General features: G+C 62.3%; 14 protein-coding genes and 1 tRNA gene. 12 read left to right on the top strand and 3 right to left on the bottom strand.

The features are described from left to right. Nucleotides 1-67 precede the first annotated feature (67 nt). From rpsD to M2336_RS15180, 7 genes are all read left to right on the top strand, one after another. Nucleotides 68-682 (top strand): 30S ribosomal protein S4, encoded by a 615-nt coding sequence (rpsD, locus tag M2336_RS15150; protein WP_181560017.1) that lies wholly within the window; start codon nt 68-70, stop codon nt 680-682. Nucleotides 683-825: 143 nt separating this feature from the next. Beyond that, nucleotides 826-2,559: a M28 family metallopeptidase gene (locus M2336_RS15155; RefSeq protein WP_264593172.1), complete on the top strand. Its 1,734-nt coding sequence runs from the start codon at nt 826-828 to the stop codon at nt 2,557-2,559. A gap of 162 nt (nt 2,560-2,721) precedes the next feature. Continuing rightward, nucleotides 2,722-3,714, top strand: a complete 993-nt coding sequence (locus M2336_RS15160) for a KpsF/GutQ family sugar-phosphate isomerase (RefSeq protein ID WP_264573125.1) — start codon at nt 2,722-2,724, stop codon at nt 3,712-3,714. 102 nt (nt 3,715-3,816) lie between these two features. Further along, on the top strand, nt 3,817-4,641 hold the full coding sequence (locus M2336_RS15165; RefSeq protein WP_264573126.1) for a 3-deoxy-manno-octulosonate cytidylyltransferase: 825 nt from the start codon (nt 3,817-3,819) through the stop codon (nt 4,639-4,641). 9 nt (nt 4,642-4,650) lie between these two features. Next, nucleotides 4,651-5,541 carry an alpha/beta hydrolase gene (locus tag M2336_RS15170; RefSeq protein ID WP_264573127.1) on the top strand — a complete coding sequence of 297 codons (891 nt, stop codon included), beginning with the start codon at nt 4,651-4,653 and terminating at the stop codon, nt 5,539-5,541. After that, a complete protein-coding gene (locus M2336_RS15175; RefSeq protein WP_264573128.1) occupies nt 5,538-7,061 on the top strand; it encodes a hypothetical protein in 1,524 nt (507 codons plus the stop codon). The genes M2336_RS15170 and M2336_RS15175 overlap by 4 nt, the downstream gene beginning before the upstream one ends. Continuing rightward, complete coding sequence (locus tag M2336_RS15180; RefSeq protein ID WP_264573129.1) at nt 7,058-8,308, top strand: capsule biosynthesis protein; 1,251 nt, start codon at nt 7,058-7,060, stop codon at nt 8,306-8,308. Before M2336_RS15175 ends, M2336_RS15180 begins: the two co-directional genes overlap by 4 nt. On the opposite strand, the gene M2336_RS15185 is transcribed toward M2336_RS15180, so the two are convergent. Then, entirely contained in the window at nt 8,299-9,525 is a 1,227-nt protein-coding gene (locus M2336_RS15185) for a glycosyltransferase family 4 protein (RefSeq protein WP_264573130.1), read from the bottom strand. The genes M2336_RS15180 and M2336_RS15185 overlap by 10 nt on opposite strands. A gap of 469 nt (nt 9,526-9,994) precedes the next feature. Between M2336_RS15185 and M2336_RS15190 the strand changes: the two genes are divergently transcribed. The 3 genes from M2336_RS15190 to M2336_RS15200 are packed head-to-tail and all read left to right on the top strand — an operon-like array spanning nt 9,995 to nt 12,183. Next, a complete protein-coding gene (locus M2336_RS15190; RefSeq protein WP_264593173.1) occupies nt 9,995-10,978 on the top strand; it encodes an agmatine deiminase family protein in 984 nt (327 codons plus the stop codon). Between the two features lie 23 nt (nt 10,979-11,001). Continuing rightward, nucleotides 11,002-11,868, top strand: coding sequence for an N-carbamoylputrescine amidase (aguB, locus tag M2336_RS15195; protein WP_264573132.1), 867 nt, complete (start codon nt 11,002-11,004; stop codon nt 11,866-11,868). Nucleotides 11,869-11,892: 24 nt separating this feature from the next. After that, nucleotides 11,893-12,183: a putative quinol monooxygenase gene (locus tag M2336_RS15200; protein ID WP_264573133.1), complete on the top strand. Its 291-nt coding sequence runs from the start codon at nt 11,893-11,895 to the stop codon at nt 12,181-12,183. Between the two features lie 249 nt (nt 12,184-12,432). On the opposite strand, the gene M2336_RS15205 is transcribed toward M2336_RS15200, so the two are convergent. Further along, nucleotides 12,433-13,104, bottom strand: a complete 672-nt coding sequence (locus tag M2336_RS15205; RefSeq protein WP_264573134.1) for a uracil-DNA glycosylase — start codon at nt 13,102-13,104, stop codon at nt 12,433-12,435. A gap of 23 nt (nt 13,105-13,127) precedes the next feature. On the opposite strand from M2336_RS15205, the gene folK reads away from it, so the two are divergent. Then, nucleotides 13,128-13,667 carry a 2-amino-4-hydroxy-6-hydroxymethyldihydropteridine diphosphokinase gene (folK, locus tag M2336_RS15210; RefSeq protein WP_264573135.1) on the top strand — a complete coding sequence of 180 codons (540 nt, stop codon included), beginning with the start codon at nt 13,128-13,130 and terminating at the stop codon, nt 13,665-13,667. A 74-nt stretch (nt 13,668-13,741) separates the two neighbouring features. Then, nucleotides 13,742-13,817: transfer RNA gene (locus M2336_RS15215), tRNA-Lys, on the top strand. A 322-nt stretch (nt 13,818-14,139) separates the two neighbouring features. Here the strand turns inward: M2336_RS15215 and fabG are convergent. After that, nucleotides 14,140-14,880 carry a 3-oxoacyl-[acyl-carrier-protein] reductase gene (gene fabG, locus M2336_RS15220; protein WP_264575515.1) on the bottom strand — a complete coding sequence of 247 codons (741 nt, stop codon included), beginning with the start codon at nt 14,878-14,880 and terminating at the stop codon, nt 14,140-14,142. Nucleotides 14,881-14,891 lie beyond the last annotated feature (11 nt).

Genomic DNA, 14,891 nt, shown 5'->3' on the forward strand with positions numbered 1-14,891 from the left:
GACCGGGATCGACGCCAAACCCTTTCAGGGCGCGGCAGACGTTGTTCGCAATTGAAGGAAAGTCATCATGACGAAGCGCACAAGCGCCAAGTACAAGCTCGACCGTCGCATGGGCGAGAACATCTGGGGTCGCCCCAAGAGCCCGGTCAACAAGCGTGAATATGGCCCCGGTCAGCACGGCCAGCGCCGCAAGGGCAAGATGTCCGACTACGGCATCCAGCTGCGCGCCAAGCAGAAGCTCAAGGGCTATTATGGCGACGTGACAGAGAAGCAGTTCAAGAAGAGCTACATCGAAGCCAGCCGCATGAAGGGCGACACCAGCCAGAACCTCATCGGTCTGCTCGAGCGTCGTCTGGACGCGGTTGTCTACCGCGCCAAGTTTGCGCCGACGATCTTCTCGGCTCGCCAGATCGTCTCGCACGGCCACATCTATGTGAACGGCGTGAAGTGCAACATCGCCTCGCGTCTGGTGAAGCCGGGCGACGAGATCACGCTCGGCAAGAAGGCGCAGGAAATGGCGCTCGTTCTCGAGGCGCAGAGCCTGCCCGAGCGCGACATCCCCGACTATCTCGCCCCCGATGGCGCCACCAAGATCACCTATACCCGCGTCCCCACGCTGGACGAGGTGCCCTATCCGGTGAAGATGGAGCCGAACCTGGTCGTCGAGTTCTACTCGCGCTGATCGATCGGCCTCTCAGGCAGATTTCAAAAAAAGGCGGTCCGGCAACGGGCCGCCTTTTTTCATTATTCTGAACCGGCGCCCTGCCGCTTGAACGCACCCGGAGGCGATGCCATGAGGAGGGCTAACAATTTGAAAGCTCTGTCATGCGCCCCGTTCTTGCCCTGTTCGCCTTACCGCTCATTGCCTTGGCAGGATGTCATTCCCGAGACGTTGTGCAGAGCAGTGCGACGACAGCGCCCGCGCCGATCGCCCAGACGCCGACATCCGACTTCATCCTTCCGGCTCCGCAACCCGGCCGCCTGATCGACATCAACCTGCTCAAAAGCGTCACGCGCACCCTGTCCTCGGACGCTTTCGAAGGGCGCGCGCCCGGGACTGTCGGCGAGGAAGAGACCGTCTCCTATCTCATCGCCCAGATGCGCAAGGCTGGCCTGAAACCGGGCAACAAGGGAAGCTGGACACAGGACGTGCCGCTGGTCGAACTGACACCCTCGCCGGACATGACCTTGCGGATCGCCGGGGCAAAAACCGCCATCAACCTCGCCTACAAAACGGATATGGTCGCGGGCACCTATCGGGTGGTGCCGACGAGCACGGTCGCGGCCAGCGACATGGTGTTCGTCGGCTACGGCATCAACGCGCCCGAACGGGGCTGGAACGATTATGCCGGCGTTGATGTGCGCGGCAAGACGGTGGTCATCCTCGTCAACGATCCCGATTACGAGATGGAAGGTCTCGACGGTCCCTTCGAGGGTCGCGCCATGACCTATTATGGCCGCTGGACCTACAAATATGAGGAAGCCGCGCGGCAAGGCGCCGCTGCCGCGCTGATCGTTCACGAGACATTCCCGGCCGCTTATCCATGGGACGTGGTCGTCTCCTCCTGGACCGGGCCGCAGCTCAACATCGATGTGCCGGGCGATCATATGGATCAGTCGGCCGCGGCCGGCTGGTTGACGCTCGATGCTGCCAAACGCGTCTTCGCTGCGGCCGGCAAGGATTTCGTCGCGCTCAGCGCGGCGGCCAAGCGCTCGGGCTTCCGGGCGGTGCCCCTGGGTGACCTCAAGGCCAGCATCACCATCAACAACACGGTCCGCCGCCAACGCTCGCGCAACGTGATCGGCATCCTCCCCGGCACCAGCCGGCCTGACGATTATGTGCTCTACACCGCGCACTGGGATCATCTGGGCCGGTGCGAACCGATCGATGGCGACGACATCTGCAATGGCGCGGTCGATAACGCGACGGGCACGGCCGCGCTGATTGCGCTGGCCAAGGCTCACCGTGACGCCGGACCAACTGCGCGCACGCTGGTCTTTCTCGCCGTGACGGCGGAGGAAGCCGGCCTGCTCGGCTCGGCTTATTATGCCGAGAACCCCGTCTTCCCGCTCGCGCGGACGGTAGGTGGCATCAACATGGATGCGCTGAACATGGCGGGGCCGACCCGCGATGTGGTGGTCATCGGCGGCGGCAAATCCCAGCTGGAGCTGTTCCTCGAACGCGCCGTCAAGGATGCCGGCCGCGTCATCAAGCCCGAGCCGGCGCCGGAAAAAGGCAGCTTCTACCGCTCGGACCATTTCAGCTTCGCAAAGCAGGGCGTGCCCATGCTGTATGCCGAGAGCGGCGAGGACCTGGTGGATGGCGGCGTGACGGCCGGCCAGGCCGCGGCCGAAGATTACACGGTCCACCGCTATCACAAGCCGCAGGACGAATATGATCCCCGCTGGAATTGGGCCGGCGCGGCAAGCGATCTCCAGCTTCATTATCGCATCGGCCGCGAACTGGCGCAGAGCGACGTGTGGCCCAACTGGTTCTCAACCGCAGAATTCCGGACGATTCGCGACCAGAGTCGAAACGGTGCGAATGCGCCAAAGTAGACGGAACAGGTTATTAAGAGCCTTGGTGTTAAAACTTTAAATCATCGATTTGTTAAGGCCAGTTGTTCTGAGCAAGCGATGAGTTGTTGCGGTGCAAAAATGAGTTGCGCGAAAGCGCAGCCAAAGCTAGCCCAAGGCGCAAATCAGGGAAATTCCGTCGACATGGCTACTGTTAACCCGCGTTCCTTTCACCCTTCCCGGGTAGACCATGAAAGAACGCTCGAGGCGGGCCTGTCCGTTATCACGCAAGAGGCCGCTGGTCTCGCAGCCTTGGCTGCGTCGCTCGATCAGTCTTTTTCGGATGCCGTCAACGTCATCCTGAATACGCCCGGCCGTGTCGTCGTCGCAGGCGTCGGTAAGTCCGGGCATATTGCCCGCAAGATTGCAGCAACCTTTGCTGCGACCGGTACATCCTCCTTCTTTCTTCACGCCGGGGAAGCAGCCCATGGCGACCTGGGGATGCTGAGTCAGGGCGATGTGCTGATCATTCTCTCCAACAGCGGCTTTTCGCCGGAATTGCGCCCGCTGCTCACTTATGCCGGGCGGCGGGGCGTACAGGTGATCGGTATTGTCTCGCGGCGTCATTCGCCGCTGGGCGTCGCAGCCGATATCGTCCTGCAACTGCCCGACGCACCAGAGGCCTGTCCCGTGCGGATTGCGCCGACGACCTCCACCACGATGATGTTGGCGCTTGGCGACGCGCTGGCCATGGCTGCCATGGAACGTCGCGGCCTCACGCGCACCGATATTGCCCAATGGCATCCCGGCGGAGACATCGGCTCGCGCCTCGCGCCGATCGAAGAAGTGATTAACGTCAACGACCCGCTTCCCCTGGTCCGCTGGGACGCGCCGATGCGCGACGTGGTTTTCGAGATGACAAGCGGCGGCAAGGGCGTGGCGGGCGTCGTGTCCGATGATGGCTCGTTGGTCGGCATCATTACCGATGGCGATTTGCGCCGCGCCTTCGACCATGTGCTTACCGCCCGTGCGGCCGATATCATGACCAGCGCCCCCATCACTGTGCCCGTGGGCACGCTGGTGGAAGAAGTTCTCACCCTCATGAACGATGCCAAGATCACGGTGCTGTTCGTCACGGCGCAGGATGACCGCGCAAAGCCCGTGGGCATCGCGCATATTCACGATCTCGCGCCCTGAGCGGGTGCGCCATGATCGCCGGTCAACGTCACGCCCAGATTGACCGCGAGGCTGATGGAACCCGGCTTGCATTCGGCCCGAGATTAGACGACGGGGAGCCGCATGAGTGAGCGCCCTGCCCTGGCTGACGCCGGGACCGTCATCATTATCCCGACACGCTATGGATCCAGCCGTTATCCCGGCAAACCGCTGGCGCCCATCATGGGCCCTGATGGCATCACGAAGACGCTCATCGGGTGGAGCCATGACGGCGCGCTTGCCGTCTCGCGAGACGCAGCTGTCGTCGTCGCGACGGACGACAGGCGGATCACCGACGAAGTCGATGGCTTTGGCGGCCAGTGGCTGATGACGCCGGAAAGCTGCGGCAATGGCACCGAGCGGGTGGCGGCCTGCCTCGACGCGCTGCCCAATGCGCAACTCCTCGTCAACTTCCAGGGCGATGCGCTGCTCACCCCGCCGGCTTTCGTCACTGCCCTGATCGACCATATGAACGCCAATTCGGAGGCGCAGGTCGCGACCGTCGCGGTGCGTTGCTCAGCCGAAACCTATCGCCACCTTGCCGAGGATGCCGCGCAAGGCCGGGTCGGCGGCACCACCGTCGTGGTCAACGACCGTTCCGAAGCGCTGTACTTTTCCAAGCGCATCCTCCCCTATCTGCCGGACGGCCGCATGCCGGACGAAGACATGCCCGTCCTGCTCCATCTTGGCCTCTACGCCTATCGCCGCGCCGCGCTGGAGCGCTATGTCGCGCTGGGGCCGACGATGCTGGAGGCAGTCGAGGGCCTCGAACAGTTGCGCTTCCTCGTCGCGGGCATACCGGTCTCGGTCGTCACGCTTGAGGAACAAGGCTATCCCATCGTAGAGGTGAACAACCCCAGCGACGTTCCGCTGGTCGAAGGGATTCTCAGCGCGCGCGCCTTGCCCTAGGTGAGGATCGTGCGCGAGACACAGGATCGTCCGGGCAAGCCGTACCATAGCATGGGCCGGCACGCACGGCAGACCATGGTGCTGTTGGCGTTGCTGGGGATGACGCCGGGCTGTGCGTCTCTATCACGTGACGTCCTCTATTCTCCCCATAACAAAGCCGGCGTGACCCAATGGGACGGCGCGCCACCCCGGACCATCAGCGTCACCACGACGGATCATCTCGCACTCACCGGCTATTACTGGCCGGGGACGCCGGGCGACCCCGACATCTTCGTCATGTTCCACGGCCGCAACTGGAATGCCGAAATGAATGCGAATGCTGCCCAGCATCTGGCCGGGGCAGGCAATGCGGTTCTGGCTGCGTCTTACCGCGGCTTTGGAACCAATCCGGGTCGACCGAGTGAGGACGGCCTGCTGATCGATGCGAGCGCGTTCATCGCAAAAGCGAGAGACTTGGCCGGGCCCGGAGCGCGTATTTGGTTGATCGGCCATTCGCTGGGCTCTTCCGTGGCGCTTCATGCCGCAGCGAGAGAACCGGATATCGCTGGCGTGATCGCGATGAGCGTTTTCGTTCGCATTGCCGCCGCCGCGCCAAAGATCAGCCGTGCCTTCATTCCGGATCGATGGGACAATCGGGAGGCATTGAAGGCGATCGAGGTCCCGGTCCTGTTCGTCCAAGGCGATCTCGACCGCCTCGTTCCGAAGACCAGCGCCGATACGCTGTTTGCGGCTTATTCCGGCCCCTCCAGTCTGGTCACAGGGGTGGCCTCCCGTCATAATCCCGACATGGCCCTCCTGTCGCCCTGGCTGAACCGCGTAATCGAAGCGATGCGTGCCGATCCCCACGCCGCCGTGCCCAAGCCGCCGACGGGCTGGCTGGAGAAAGTGCATCGCCCATGACGCTCGCCGCACAGACGATCCTCGCTGTTCCTCCTTTTCCCGGCGGCAAACCCTATCCGGTCGTCCTCAGCGCTGCGGGGGGCGAGAGCCATGTCCGCTCGGCAACCGCGGAGCAAATCCTCGCGGCCCTGCGACAATATCGCGTCGGTGGTCCGTTCTGGGCGCCGGACGATCCTTGGACAATCGCACAAGAAAGCGTGACAGGGTCCGCCGACGATCCGCTGATGCTGCTCAGCGCTATCGCAGGCAAGCGCGTTTGCCTTAACGGTGAAGGCGCATTCGCTGCGCTGTCCGACCGCGCGCCCGGCGCCCCCGAGACTGAGGCCATCATCGCCGCTTTGGTCGGGCGGCATCTGGTGCAGAACGTCGCCTACACAGACCCGTTCACCGGCCAGCCAACCAGCGCACTCGATTTGATCGAAACGCTGGCGAGCTGGCGGCGCTTGATCGACGCCAACCGCCCGATCGCCGCCGCATTCGGCTTCGCGCACTGGAAGCGGGATACGGTGGACCCCTTGCTCTGGGCCGGCGGCGCCGTCCCGTTCCGTCCTTCCAATCCCGCCGCCCTGGGCGATCTCACGCCCAGCGATGCCATTGCCGTGTGGAAGGCGCGCATTCCCCCTGCCCTGCTGGCGGAGATCGAGGCGGGTCCCTGGCCAGTCATGGAAGTGGAGGATGGCTTCATCCGCTCGGCCGGACTCGGCGCGGACTGCGTCCCGCCGCTTTCCATCATCGTCGATGATCTGGGCGTCCACTACGACCCCACCCGTCCAAACCGGCTGGAGGAGATGCTGGCGCAAGGCACACCCTCCCCCGACATGCTTGCCCGCGCGCGCCGTCTGCGCGAATGGTTGGTGCGCGAGGGCGTCAGCAAATATGGCATCGGCCGCGCAGCCACTCTGCCCCGCCGGGGCGGGCAGAAGCGTCATCTCCTCGTGGTCGGTCAGGTCGAGGATGACCGGTCCGTCCAGTTCGGCGGCGGGGCGGTCCAGTCCAACCTTGAACTGCTCCGCCGGGTCCGCGCAGGCGTACCGGATGCGTGGATCGTCTATCGACCGCATCCCGATGTTGAAGCGGGCCATCGGCGCGGCGCCATTCCGACGAATATCGCGTTGGATCTGGCGAACGAAATCAACCCCAACAGTCCGATCAGCGCGTTGATCGCCATGGCGGACGAGGTGCATGTCATCACTTCTCTCGCCGGGTTCGAAGCGCTGTTGCACGGGACACCGGTGACGACGCACGGCATGCCCTTCTTTGCAGGCTGGGGGCTCACCAATGATCTCGGCCCATCCCTGCCGCGTCGAAACAAGGCCTTAACGCTAGATGCGTTAACAGCCTATGTGCTTATTCAATATCCGCGCTATCTGGACCCCGTAACCAATTTGCCATGCACGGCAGAAATACTTGTCATGCGTCTCATTTCTGGTGTTCAGCGTCAAAATGTTGCGCTAGTCCCGCTCAGAAAGTTGGTTGGTTTGGCTAGACGGGCCATCGCGCACATGTTGGGAAACAGATGAAATTCCAGCCCATAGCGCATCGGAACTTCCTGTTCCTGCAGGGGCCGCCGGGGCCCTTCTTCTGGCAATTGGCCGAACGACTTCGCACTCTCGAATGCGGTATTTTCCGCATCAATCTGAATGGCGGCGATCTCGCCGATTGGCCCGGCGAGGCCACCAATTATCGCGGAAGCCGCAAGCGGTGGACCTTGTTCATTGATCGCTTCCTGAGCGACAATGCCATCACCGACATCATTCTGTTCGGCGATTGCCGCCCTCTGCACATGGCGGCCCATCGCATGGCACAGCTTCGCAAGATCGACGTGCATGTCTTTGAAGAAGGTTACATTCGTCCGGACTGGCTGACCCTGGAGCCGAGCGGAGTGAACGGCAACAGCTCGCTACCGCGAGACCCGGAATGGTATCTGCAAGCGGCGCGCAGCCTGCCCCCATTGCCGCAGCGCCCGGTCATCACCGCCAGCTTCAACCGCCGCGCGCGCGATGCCTGGCGCTATTACTCACGCACCTGGTTCGGGCGGCCGCTCTATCCTTTCTACCAGTCGCACCGGACCGGGTCCCTGATGATGGAGGGCTTTGGCTGGCTCTATAAATTCGCGCGGGAAAAGGCAGATGCTCGCCGCGCCGAGGAGACCCTCGCGCGTCTGCCTGAGGCGCCCTATTTCCTCTTCCCGTTGCAACTCTCCACCGACTTCCAAATTCGCGAGCATTCGCCGTTCGCGGACATGAAGGAAGCGCTGGATTACGTGCTTTACAGCTTCGCTCGCCGCGCGCCCAAGCATGTCCGCCTGCTCATCAAGGAGCATCCGCTCGATTGCAGCTTCATGAGCTGGCGCAGTCATATCATGAGCCAGGCCCGCAAGGCCGGCATCGAAGATCGCATTTTGCACATTGCTGGGGGCGTCCTTGAGGAACTGACTGCGGATACCCTGGGCATGGTGACGATCAACAGCACCTCAGCCACGCTGGCCCTCGCCGCTGGCGTCCCCACCATGGCGCTGGGCAAGGCGATCTACAACATACCGCAAATCACCCACCAGGGTCGGCTCGACGACTTCTGGATGCGGCCGCAAGCGCCTGATCCGAATGTCTACGAGTCGTTCCGACGCGTGTTGCACGATCGCTGCCTTGTCTATGGCGGGCTGGCGAGCGAGACGGCGACGAGTATATTGGTGGAGTCTTCCGTAGAGCGGCTGGTTAGCAGTCGAACCGGCCAGTGGCAGCTTGCGAGCGTTGCCACTTACGGCTGAGCAGCTAACTCCTCCAACCAGGGATCGAGCTTGGCAAAATGATCCGCCCAAGTTGGCGGCTGCCATCCAGCAAGACGCTTTAGCTGTTCTGCACGTCGAATGCTGTCGGGCTGCGCAAAATCTTCAATCAACTGAGACCAGCCCAGACCATCGATTGGACTGAGGTAATCAGGAATGTCGCCCGCAAGCTCACGAAAGACCCCAAGATTGCTGGCTATGACCGGCGTCCCGCTGGCCAGCGCTTCCACGAGCGGAAGACCATATCCTTCGACGAAAGATGGAAAGAGCAGCGCTCGCGCCCCGCACATATAGGCTTGGAGCTCCGCATCGTCACAGCGTGACAGCTCGATAACATGCCCACGCAGCGCCGCGCTGCGCTCCAACATATCGACCGCCTGCTCACTTTCCCAGCCGCGCTGGCCAATGATAACGAGTTGCGGGCACGCTGCCCCCAAACGCCGAGCCATCTCTGCCCAGATCGTAAGAATAAAGAGGTGATTCTTCCGTCCTTCAATCGTGCCGAGCATAACAAAATAGGGCCGCACCGGCAAAGTCGTATCGGGTCTCGGGGCTTGCTGTCTATCAGAGAAATCCGCTCCTAAAGGTGCCAGAAGCGTCGGCGGCATTTCCAACGATCCTTGGTAACTGGCAAAAATTTTCAACTCATCAAGCGTATCGCGGCTGTTTCCGATGATGCCCGTTCCATTGCGCAATAACGCAGTGATGCGGTGACGATGCTTCTCTAATTCTCTCGGACGACAATATTCGGGGTGAGTTATCGGAATGAGATCATGCACAAAATAGATTGGTCTCACGCCCGATTTCTGAACCCAAGCCTCATGGCTCACCTTATCGAGGCCCGTGTGACCGACATTCAGATAAATGGCTCCCGTGAGGTCACGCCGCCCCACCCGACCTCTCAAAAGCTCCCGCACGCCCCGCCAAACGAGGGAGGGCAATCGGTGGCCACCACCACCTTTATGGGATGAAAGTAAGACCTCGAACAATTCTCGGGAACATTCAAGGGGATAAACCGCTGTCACCTTCCCGAACTGAATGACTGCATGGGCGCGACCGCGATAATGAGAAATATACGCAAGACATGTTCGATCAATACCTGTCGGCAACAAACCTCTTTTCATGCGCCAAATCAAACGAGATACATCTATAAGCATAGATTTTAACTTCATAGAATTAATATAAATATTCAACGCCACTATATTTCACGATAATTTATTAGGATTATCGTCTATTTATTTTCCCTGCATCTTTCAAATAAAGAAGGTTGGGGGCGACCCAATCGCCGTTAGTCCATTATCGCTTGTGATGCCATTGTCGAGCGCAACCAATTTGAACAGAAACTGAGTTCCACTTTGACGGGAAACCCTGCGGGACACCCTCTTCGTGTGCTGGTGCAGCAGAGTTCGGCAACGCCGCGCGACCGCCTGACACCTCCGATGTTCCTAAAGAGAATGACCGTCGAAAGCATTGCTATTCGGTTATTGCTGGATTGCCTTCCGCCAGACCCATCAGTTTGCACCACGTCAGCCCGGCGAAAAAGCACAGACTCGACACATCATAGGCGCAGCCCCCTCCGAAAAAAACAAGCACCGACCGCGACGAAGCGCACCTTGTCATTGCAAGCTATGTCGGCCAAGACGCTCGCGAAACGAGAGAGAACGCCGAATGTCTTACATCCTACCGGCAGAGTGGGGCCCTCAGGAACTGCTTTGGATTGGCTGTCCCGGCGACCCGTCGGAATGGCCCTCAGCGCGTTCGGATGCCCAGTTCCAGGCAGCGGCATTTGCAAATGCGGTCTCCAGCCAAGGCCAGCGCGTCATACTTCTCGCTCGCACCGAGCCAGATGCCCTCTACGCCCGCACCCTGCCCCCCCCCGCCGTAGAGGTCCGCCACGAACCCTTCGGCGACATCTGGCTGCGCGACACCGGCCCTCTCGGCATCCTCGGCGCCGATGGCTCGCGCGCCCTCGTCGATTTCGATTTCAACGGCTGGGGCGGGAAGTTCCAGATGCCGGGCGATGAGGACATCGGCGCGCGGCTTGCCGCCACAACCGGCCTGCCCTGCCGCCACGTTCCCATCATCCTGGAAGGCGGCGCGCTCGATACGGATGGCACCGGGCTTTTCGTGACGACCGAGCAATGTCTGCTCAACCCCAATCGCAATCCCACGCTGGATCGCAAGCAGATCGAGACGATCCTCTCCGGCACCCTTGGCCTGTCGTCCATGCTCTGGCTGGGTGATGGCTTGCTGAACGATCACACCGATGGGCATGTCGACAATCTCGCCCGCTTCGTGGCGCCCGGCATTCTTGCCGTGCCGCAGGCCAGCACCGAGGATGACCCCAACACCGCCATCTATGCCGATGCCACAGCGCGCGCCCGCGCCTATGGGCTGGAGGTCGCTACGATCCCGTCGGTCGGCCGATACGAGATTGACGGGCACATCGTGCCAGCGAGCTACATGAACTTCTGCATCACCAATGGCGCCGTCATCGTACCGCAATATGGCGCACCCAATGATCAGGCCGCGCTGGATGTGCTCGCCCCATTCTTTCCGGGCCGGGCTATTGTCGGCCTTCCGTCCGATGCCATATTGCGCGGCGGCGGCAGTTTCCATTGCATGAGCATGCATCTGCCGGCCGCCGTCTGACCCCCTTCGCCGCAGGATCTATCATGTCTCATCTCACCGTCGCCGCGCTTCAGCTCGCCTTTTCGGACGATGAGGCCGCCAATATCGCGCTGGTGGAGGAGCATGTCGCCAAGGCCGCGGCGCGTGGCGCCAAGATCATCCTGCCGCCCGAACTGTTCGAGGGCCTGTATTTCTGCACGGTCGAGGATGAGGCTTTGTTTGCCCGCGCCCGCCCGCTCACTGAGCATCCTGCCGTGCTAGCGATGCAGAAGCTGGCCAGGGCGCAGGGCGTCTATATCCCCACCAGCTTCTTCGAGCGGGATGGACACCATCATTATAACAGCCTCGCCATGATCGACGATCAGGGCGAGATCATGGGCGTCTACCGCAAGAGCCATATCCCGGACGGGCCGGGCTATGAGGAGAAATATTATTTCCGTCCCGGCAACACCGGCTTCAAGGTGTGGGAGACGAAATATGGCACGATCGGCGTCGGCATCTGCTGGGACCAATGGTATCCGGAAACAGCCCGCGCCATGGCGCTGATGGGCGCTGAACTCCTGCTCTACCCCACGGCGATCGGCTCGGAGCCTTATGATGGCGATCTGAATACAAGCCGCATGTGGCGGCGGGCGATGCAGGGCCATGCCGTCTCCAACTGCATGCCGGTCATCGCGGCCAATCGCATCGGCAGCGAGCAGATCGCCGGCGCCACCGGCGAACAAAGCTTCTACGGCCACAGCTTCATCGCGGACGAATGGGGCGATCTGGTGGCCGAGGCGGAAGACTGGCAGACCGGCGCGCTCATCGCCACGCTCGATCTGGACCGGGCCCGCAAGCACCGCGCCGGCATGGGCTTTTTTCGCGATCGCAGGCCCGAGCTTTATGGACGGCTGGCGCAGGATGTGTAACCATCGCTGCATAAGGAGATGTGTATGACCGTGGCTCGCCTCTACATCATTCCCGCCGCAGACGGCAAAAGCGCCGAGATGGAAGCGGCCCTCATTGCCCTCTCAGGCACGGTGAAGGCTGCCGATGGCTGTGAAGGCGTCGAGCTGATGCGGGACCTGGGCAACGAGCACCGCTTCATCTTCATCGAGAAATGGGCCAGCGAAGAGCATCATGCCAAGTCGCTCGCCTCGCTACCGGAAGGCGCCCTGGATGGCGTGCAGGCCGCCGCCGGTGGACCGCCGGATGGCGCTTATTACGATTATCTGCTGCGATAAGCCCGGCGAGCGCGGCGGTCGCTTTCAGTCCCCGCGTTCACCAGCCTCTTGAGTCGGGCCTTCAGCTTGGCGAGATAAGGCCGGTCAGTAAGGTCTGCTGCAGGCAATCGGCTTTGCTTGCGCGCGATCACTACACAACGGCCGCGACGTTGCGAAAGGCCGGCCGCGCACACGGTCCCCCCCCCCAGCGTTCATCCAACCAACGCAATGGGAGAGAGATAAGAGATAAACGTGCCGCCATCGCGTTGCCTAAAGGCCATCCCGCAACGCCAACGCCCGCTCGAACACCGCCTCGAACATCCCCGCTGTCAGCCGTCCCGTGTTCGTATTGTAGCGCGAGCAGTGGTAGCTATCGATCAACATGCGCCCATCGGGCATCCGGTGCTCGGCGAGATGCGCGAAGCGGGCCTTGGGCAGCCGTCCACCCAGCACTTTCACCGCGGATTGATGCGCGGTCTGCCCGAGCGCGATGAAGATGCGCGCCTTGGGCAGCAACGCGACCTCCGCATCCAGAAACGGACGGCACGTGCGGATTTCCTCGGGGGTCGGCTTGTTCTGTGGCGGCAGGCATTTCACGCTCGCGAGGATCGCGCAATCCACCAACTCAAGGCCATCATCCACGCGCGCCTCATATGTGCCACGCGAAAGGCCGAATTTGTCCAGCGTGGCGAACAGGAGGTCGCCCGCATAATCGCCGGTGAACGGCCTCCCCGTGCGGTTGGAGCCATGTTTGCCGGGCGCCAGACCCACCAGAACAATGCGCGCATCCGGATCGCCAAAGGCGGGGATTGGACTGTTCCACCAGTCCGGATGCTCGATGCGACAGGCTTGCCGAAAGGCGACCAGACGCGGACACAAGGCACAATCGCGCGCCGGTTCGGCGCCGGGCACGGGGCTTATAACAGGTCTGGTCATGGACATGCCCTGCGGATAGGCCCTGGCGGATGAACAAGGCAAGCATCCACCCTCTGGCGCACGACCATCGGTCGCCGGAAACCGGCGAGCAGATCTACGCTGTCGGCATCGGCGCCAATCGCCCGATGGCGGGGATGCGCCCGCGCGACATCGTGCGCGCCGCCTTTGATGCCCTCGACCTCGCGCCCCTCAGCCTTGTTCGAGCCTCCCCCATCATCGACTCGCGCCCCCTGGGCCCGTCCGCGCGCACTTATGCCAATGCGGCAGCCATTGTGAGCACGACGCTGCCACCGCTGGCGATGCTCGACCAGCTTCAGGCCATCGAGCGCACCTTCCATCGCCGCCGCTACCGCCGCTGGGGCGCGCGCACGCTGGACCTCGACCTGCTGCTCTGGTCTGGCGGCGCCGTGCGCAGCAAACGTCTGACCGTACCGCATCCGGCCATCGCAGACCGTGCCTTCGTGCTCGATCCGCTGCGCGCGATCGCTCCGGATGCACAAGATCCTGTGTCCGGCCTCACCATCCGCCATCTGGCCTCCCGCCTGCGCAAGCCCAAGCCAGCCAGATGATCGCGGCTGTAAAAGCCGCCAAGCCGGTTGACCGCCAGAGCCCGCACCTTTAGGGGATCGCGACACCCGCTTGGGGGCCCTTAGCTCAGTCGGTAGAGCAACTGACTTTTAATCAGTAGGTCGCTGGTTCGAACCCAGCAGGGCTCACCATTTTCTACCGGTATTCCGTTTTGTCATAACCCTAGGCTTGGGCGATCCCCTTGCGAGATCCGCCACCACGGTTCGTGGGTTCAGAACTGAACAGCGCGTCAGCGCCAACGGAGAGCACTCACACAACCAGCCCCACCAACCCTCGCCACAAAAAAACGGCGGCCTCTGAAAGGCCGCCGTTAAGGGGGTCCGCTGACCGGCGGGAGCCAGTCAGTGAGGGAATGATCGGCGCGGCATCGGGTTCCGCCTGCCGATAAAAAATCTCGCTCTGCCGTGATGATGAGCCCGGGATCAGCCGACCTCGCCAGAGACCGGCCAAAGCTCAGATCATCGCCATGCCGCCATTCACGTGCAAGGTCTGACCGGTGACATAGCCCGCCTCGCGGCTGGCGAGATAGACCACCGCCGCGCCAATATCCTCTCCGGTGCCGAGCGCACCGGCTGGAATGCGCGAGAGGATGGCGTCCTTCTGGGCGTCGTTGAGCGCGTCGGTCATGGCCGAGCGGATGAAGCCGGGCGCGACGCAGTTCACGGTGATGCCGCGGCTGGCCAGTTCCTGCGCCAGGCTCTTGCTCATGCCGATCAGGCCAGCCTTGGACGCGGCGTAGTTGGCCTGGCCCGGATTACCGGTCACGCCGACGACGCTAGTGATCGAGATGATCCGCCCCGTACGTGCCTTCATCATCGGCTTGGCCGCCGCGCGGATCAGGCGGAACGCTGCCTCCAGATTGATCTTCTGGACAGTCTCCCACTCCTCGTCCTTCATGCGCAGGATGAGGTTGTCGCGCGTGACGCCGGCATTGTTGATGAGGATATCCAGCTTGCCGCCCAGCGCCTCGATCGCGGCGGGCACCAGCGCGTCCACCGATGCCGCATCGCTCAGATCGCACGGCACGCAGACGTGATCGCCGCCCAGCTCGGCGGCAAAGGCCTCCAGCTTGGCGACATTGCTGCCGGAGAGCGCCAGTCGCGCGCCCTGCGCGGCCAGGGCCCGGGCCACGGCAGAGCCGATGCCACCGCTCGCGCCAGTGACCAGCGCGGTCATTCCATTGAGATCGAACATGATGCAGTCCC

The sequence above is a fragment of the Sphingobium sp. B1D7B genome (assembly GCF_025961965.1).
Taxonomy (GTDB): Bacteria; Pseudomonadota; Alphaproteobacteria; order Sphingomonadales; family Sphingomonadaceae; genus Sphingobium.

Excerpts from the sequence above, each read along its gene's own strand:
- rpsD (WP_181560017.1), top strand. The coding sequence starts at position 68 with ATGACGAAGCGCACAAGCGCCAAGTACAAGCTCGACCGTCGCATGGGC.
- M2336_RS15155 (WP_264593172.1), top strand. The coding sequence starts at position 826 with ATGCGCCCCGTTCTTGCCCTGTTCGCCTTACCGCTCATTGCCTTGGCA.
- M2336_RS15160 (WP_264573125.1), top strand. The coding sequence starts at position 2,722 with ATGGCTACTGTTAACCCGCGTTCCTTTCACCCTTCCCGGGTAGACCAT.
- M2336_RS15165 (WP_264573126.1), top strand. The coding sequence starts at position 3,817 with ATGAGTGAGCGCCCTGCCCTGGCTGACGCCGGGACCGTCATCATTATC.
- M2336_RS15175 (WP_264573128.1), top strand. The coding sequence starts at position 5,538 with ATGACGCTCGCCGCACAGACGATCCTCGCTGTTCCTCCTTTTCCCGGC.
- M2336_RS15180 (WP_264573129.1), top strand. The coding sequence starts at position 7,058 with ATGAAATTCCAGCCCATAGCGCATCGGAACTTCCTGTTCCTGCAGGGG.
- M2336_RS15190 (WP_264593173.1), top strand. The coding sequence starts at position 9,995 with ATGTCTTACATCCTACCGGCAGAGTGGGGCCCTCAGGAACTGCTTTGG.
- aguB (WP_264573132.1), top strand. The coding sequence starts at position 11,002 with ATGTCTCATCTCACCGTCGCCGCGCTTCAGCTCGCCTTTTCGGACGAT.
- M2336_RS15200 (WP_264573133.1), top strand. The coding sequence starts at position 11,893 with ATGACCGTGGCTCGCCTCTACATCATTCCCGCCGCAGACGGCAAAAGC.
- M2336_RS15205 (WP_264573134.1), bottom strand. The coding sequence starts at position 13,104 with ATGTCCATGACCAGACCTGTTATAAGCCCCGTGCCCGGCGCCGAACCG.
- folK (WP_264573135.1), top strand. The coding sequence starts at position 13,128 with ATGAACAAGGCAAGCATCCACCCTCTGGCGCACGACCATCGGTCGCCG.
- fabG (WP_264575515.1), bottom strand. The coding sequence starts at position 14,880 with ATGTTCGATCTCAATGGAATGACCGCGCTGGTCACTGGCGCGAGCGGT.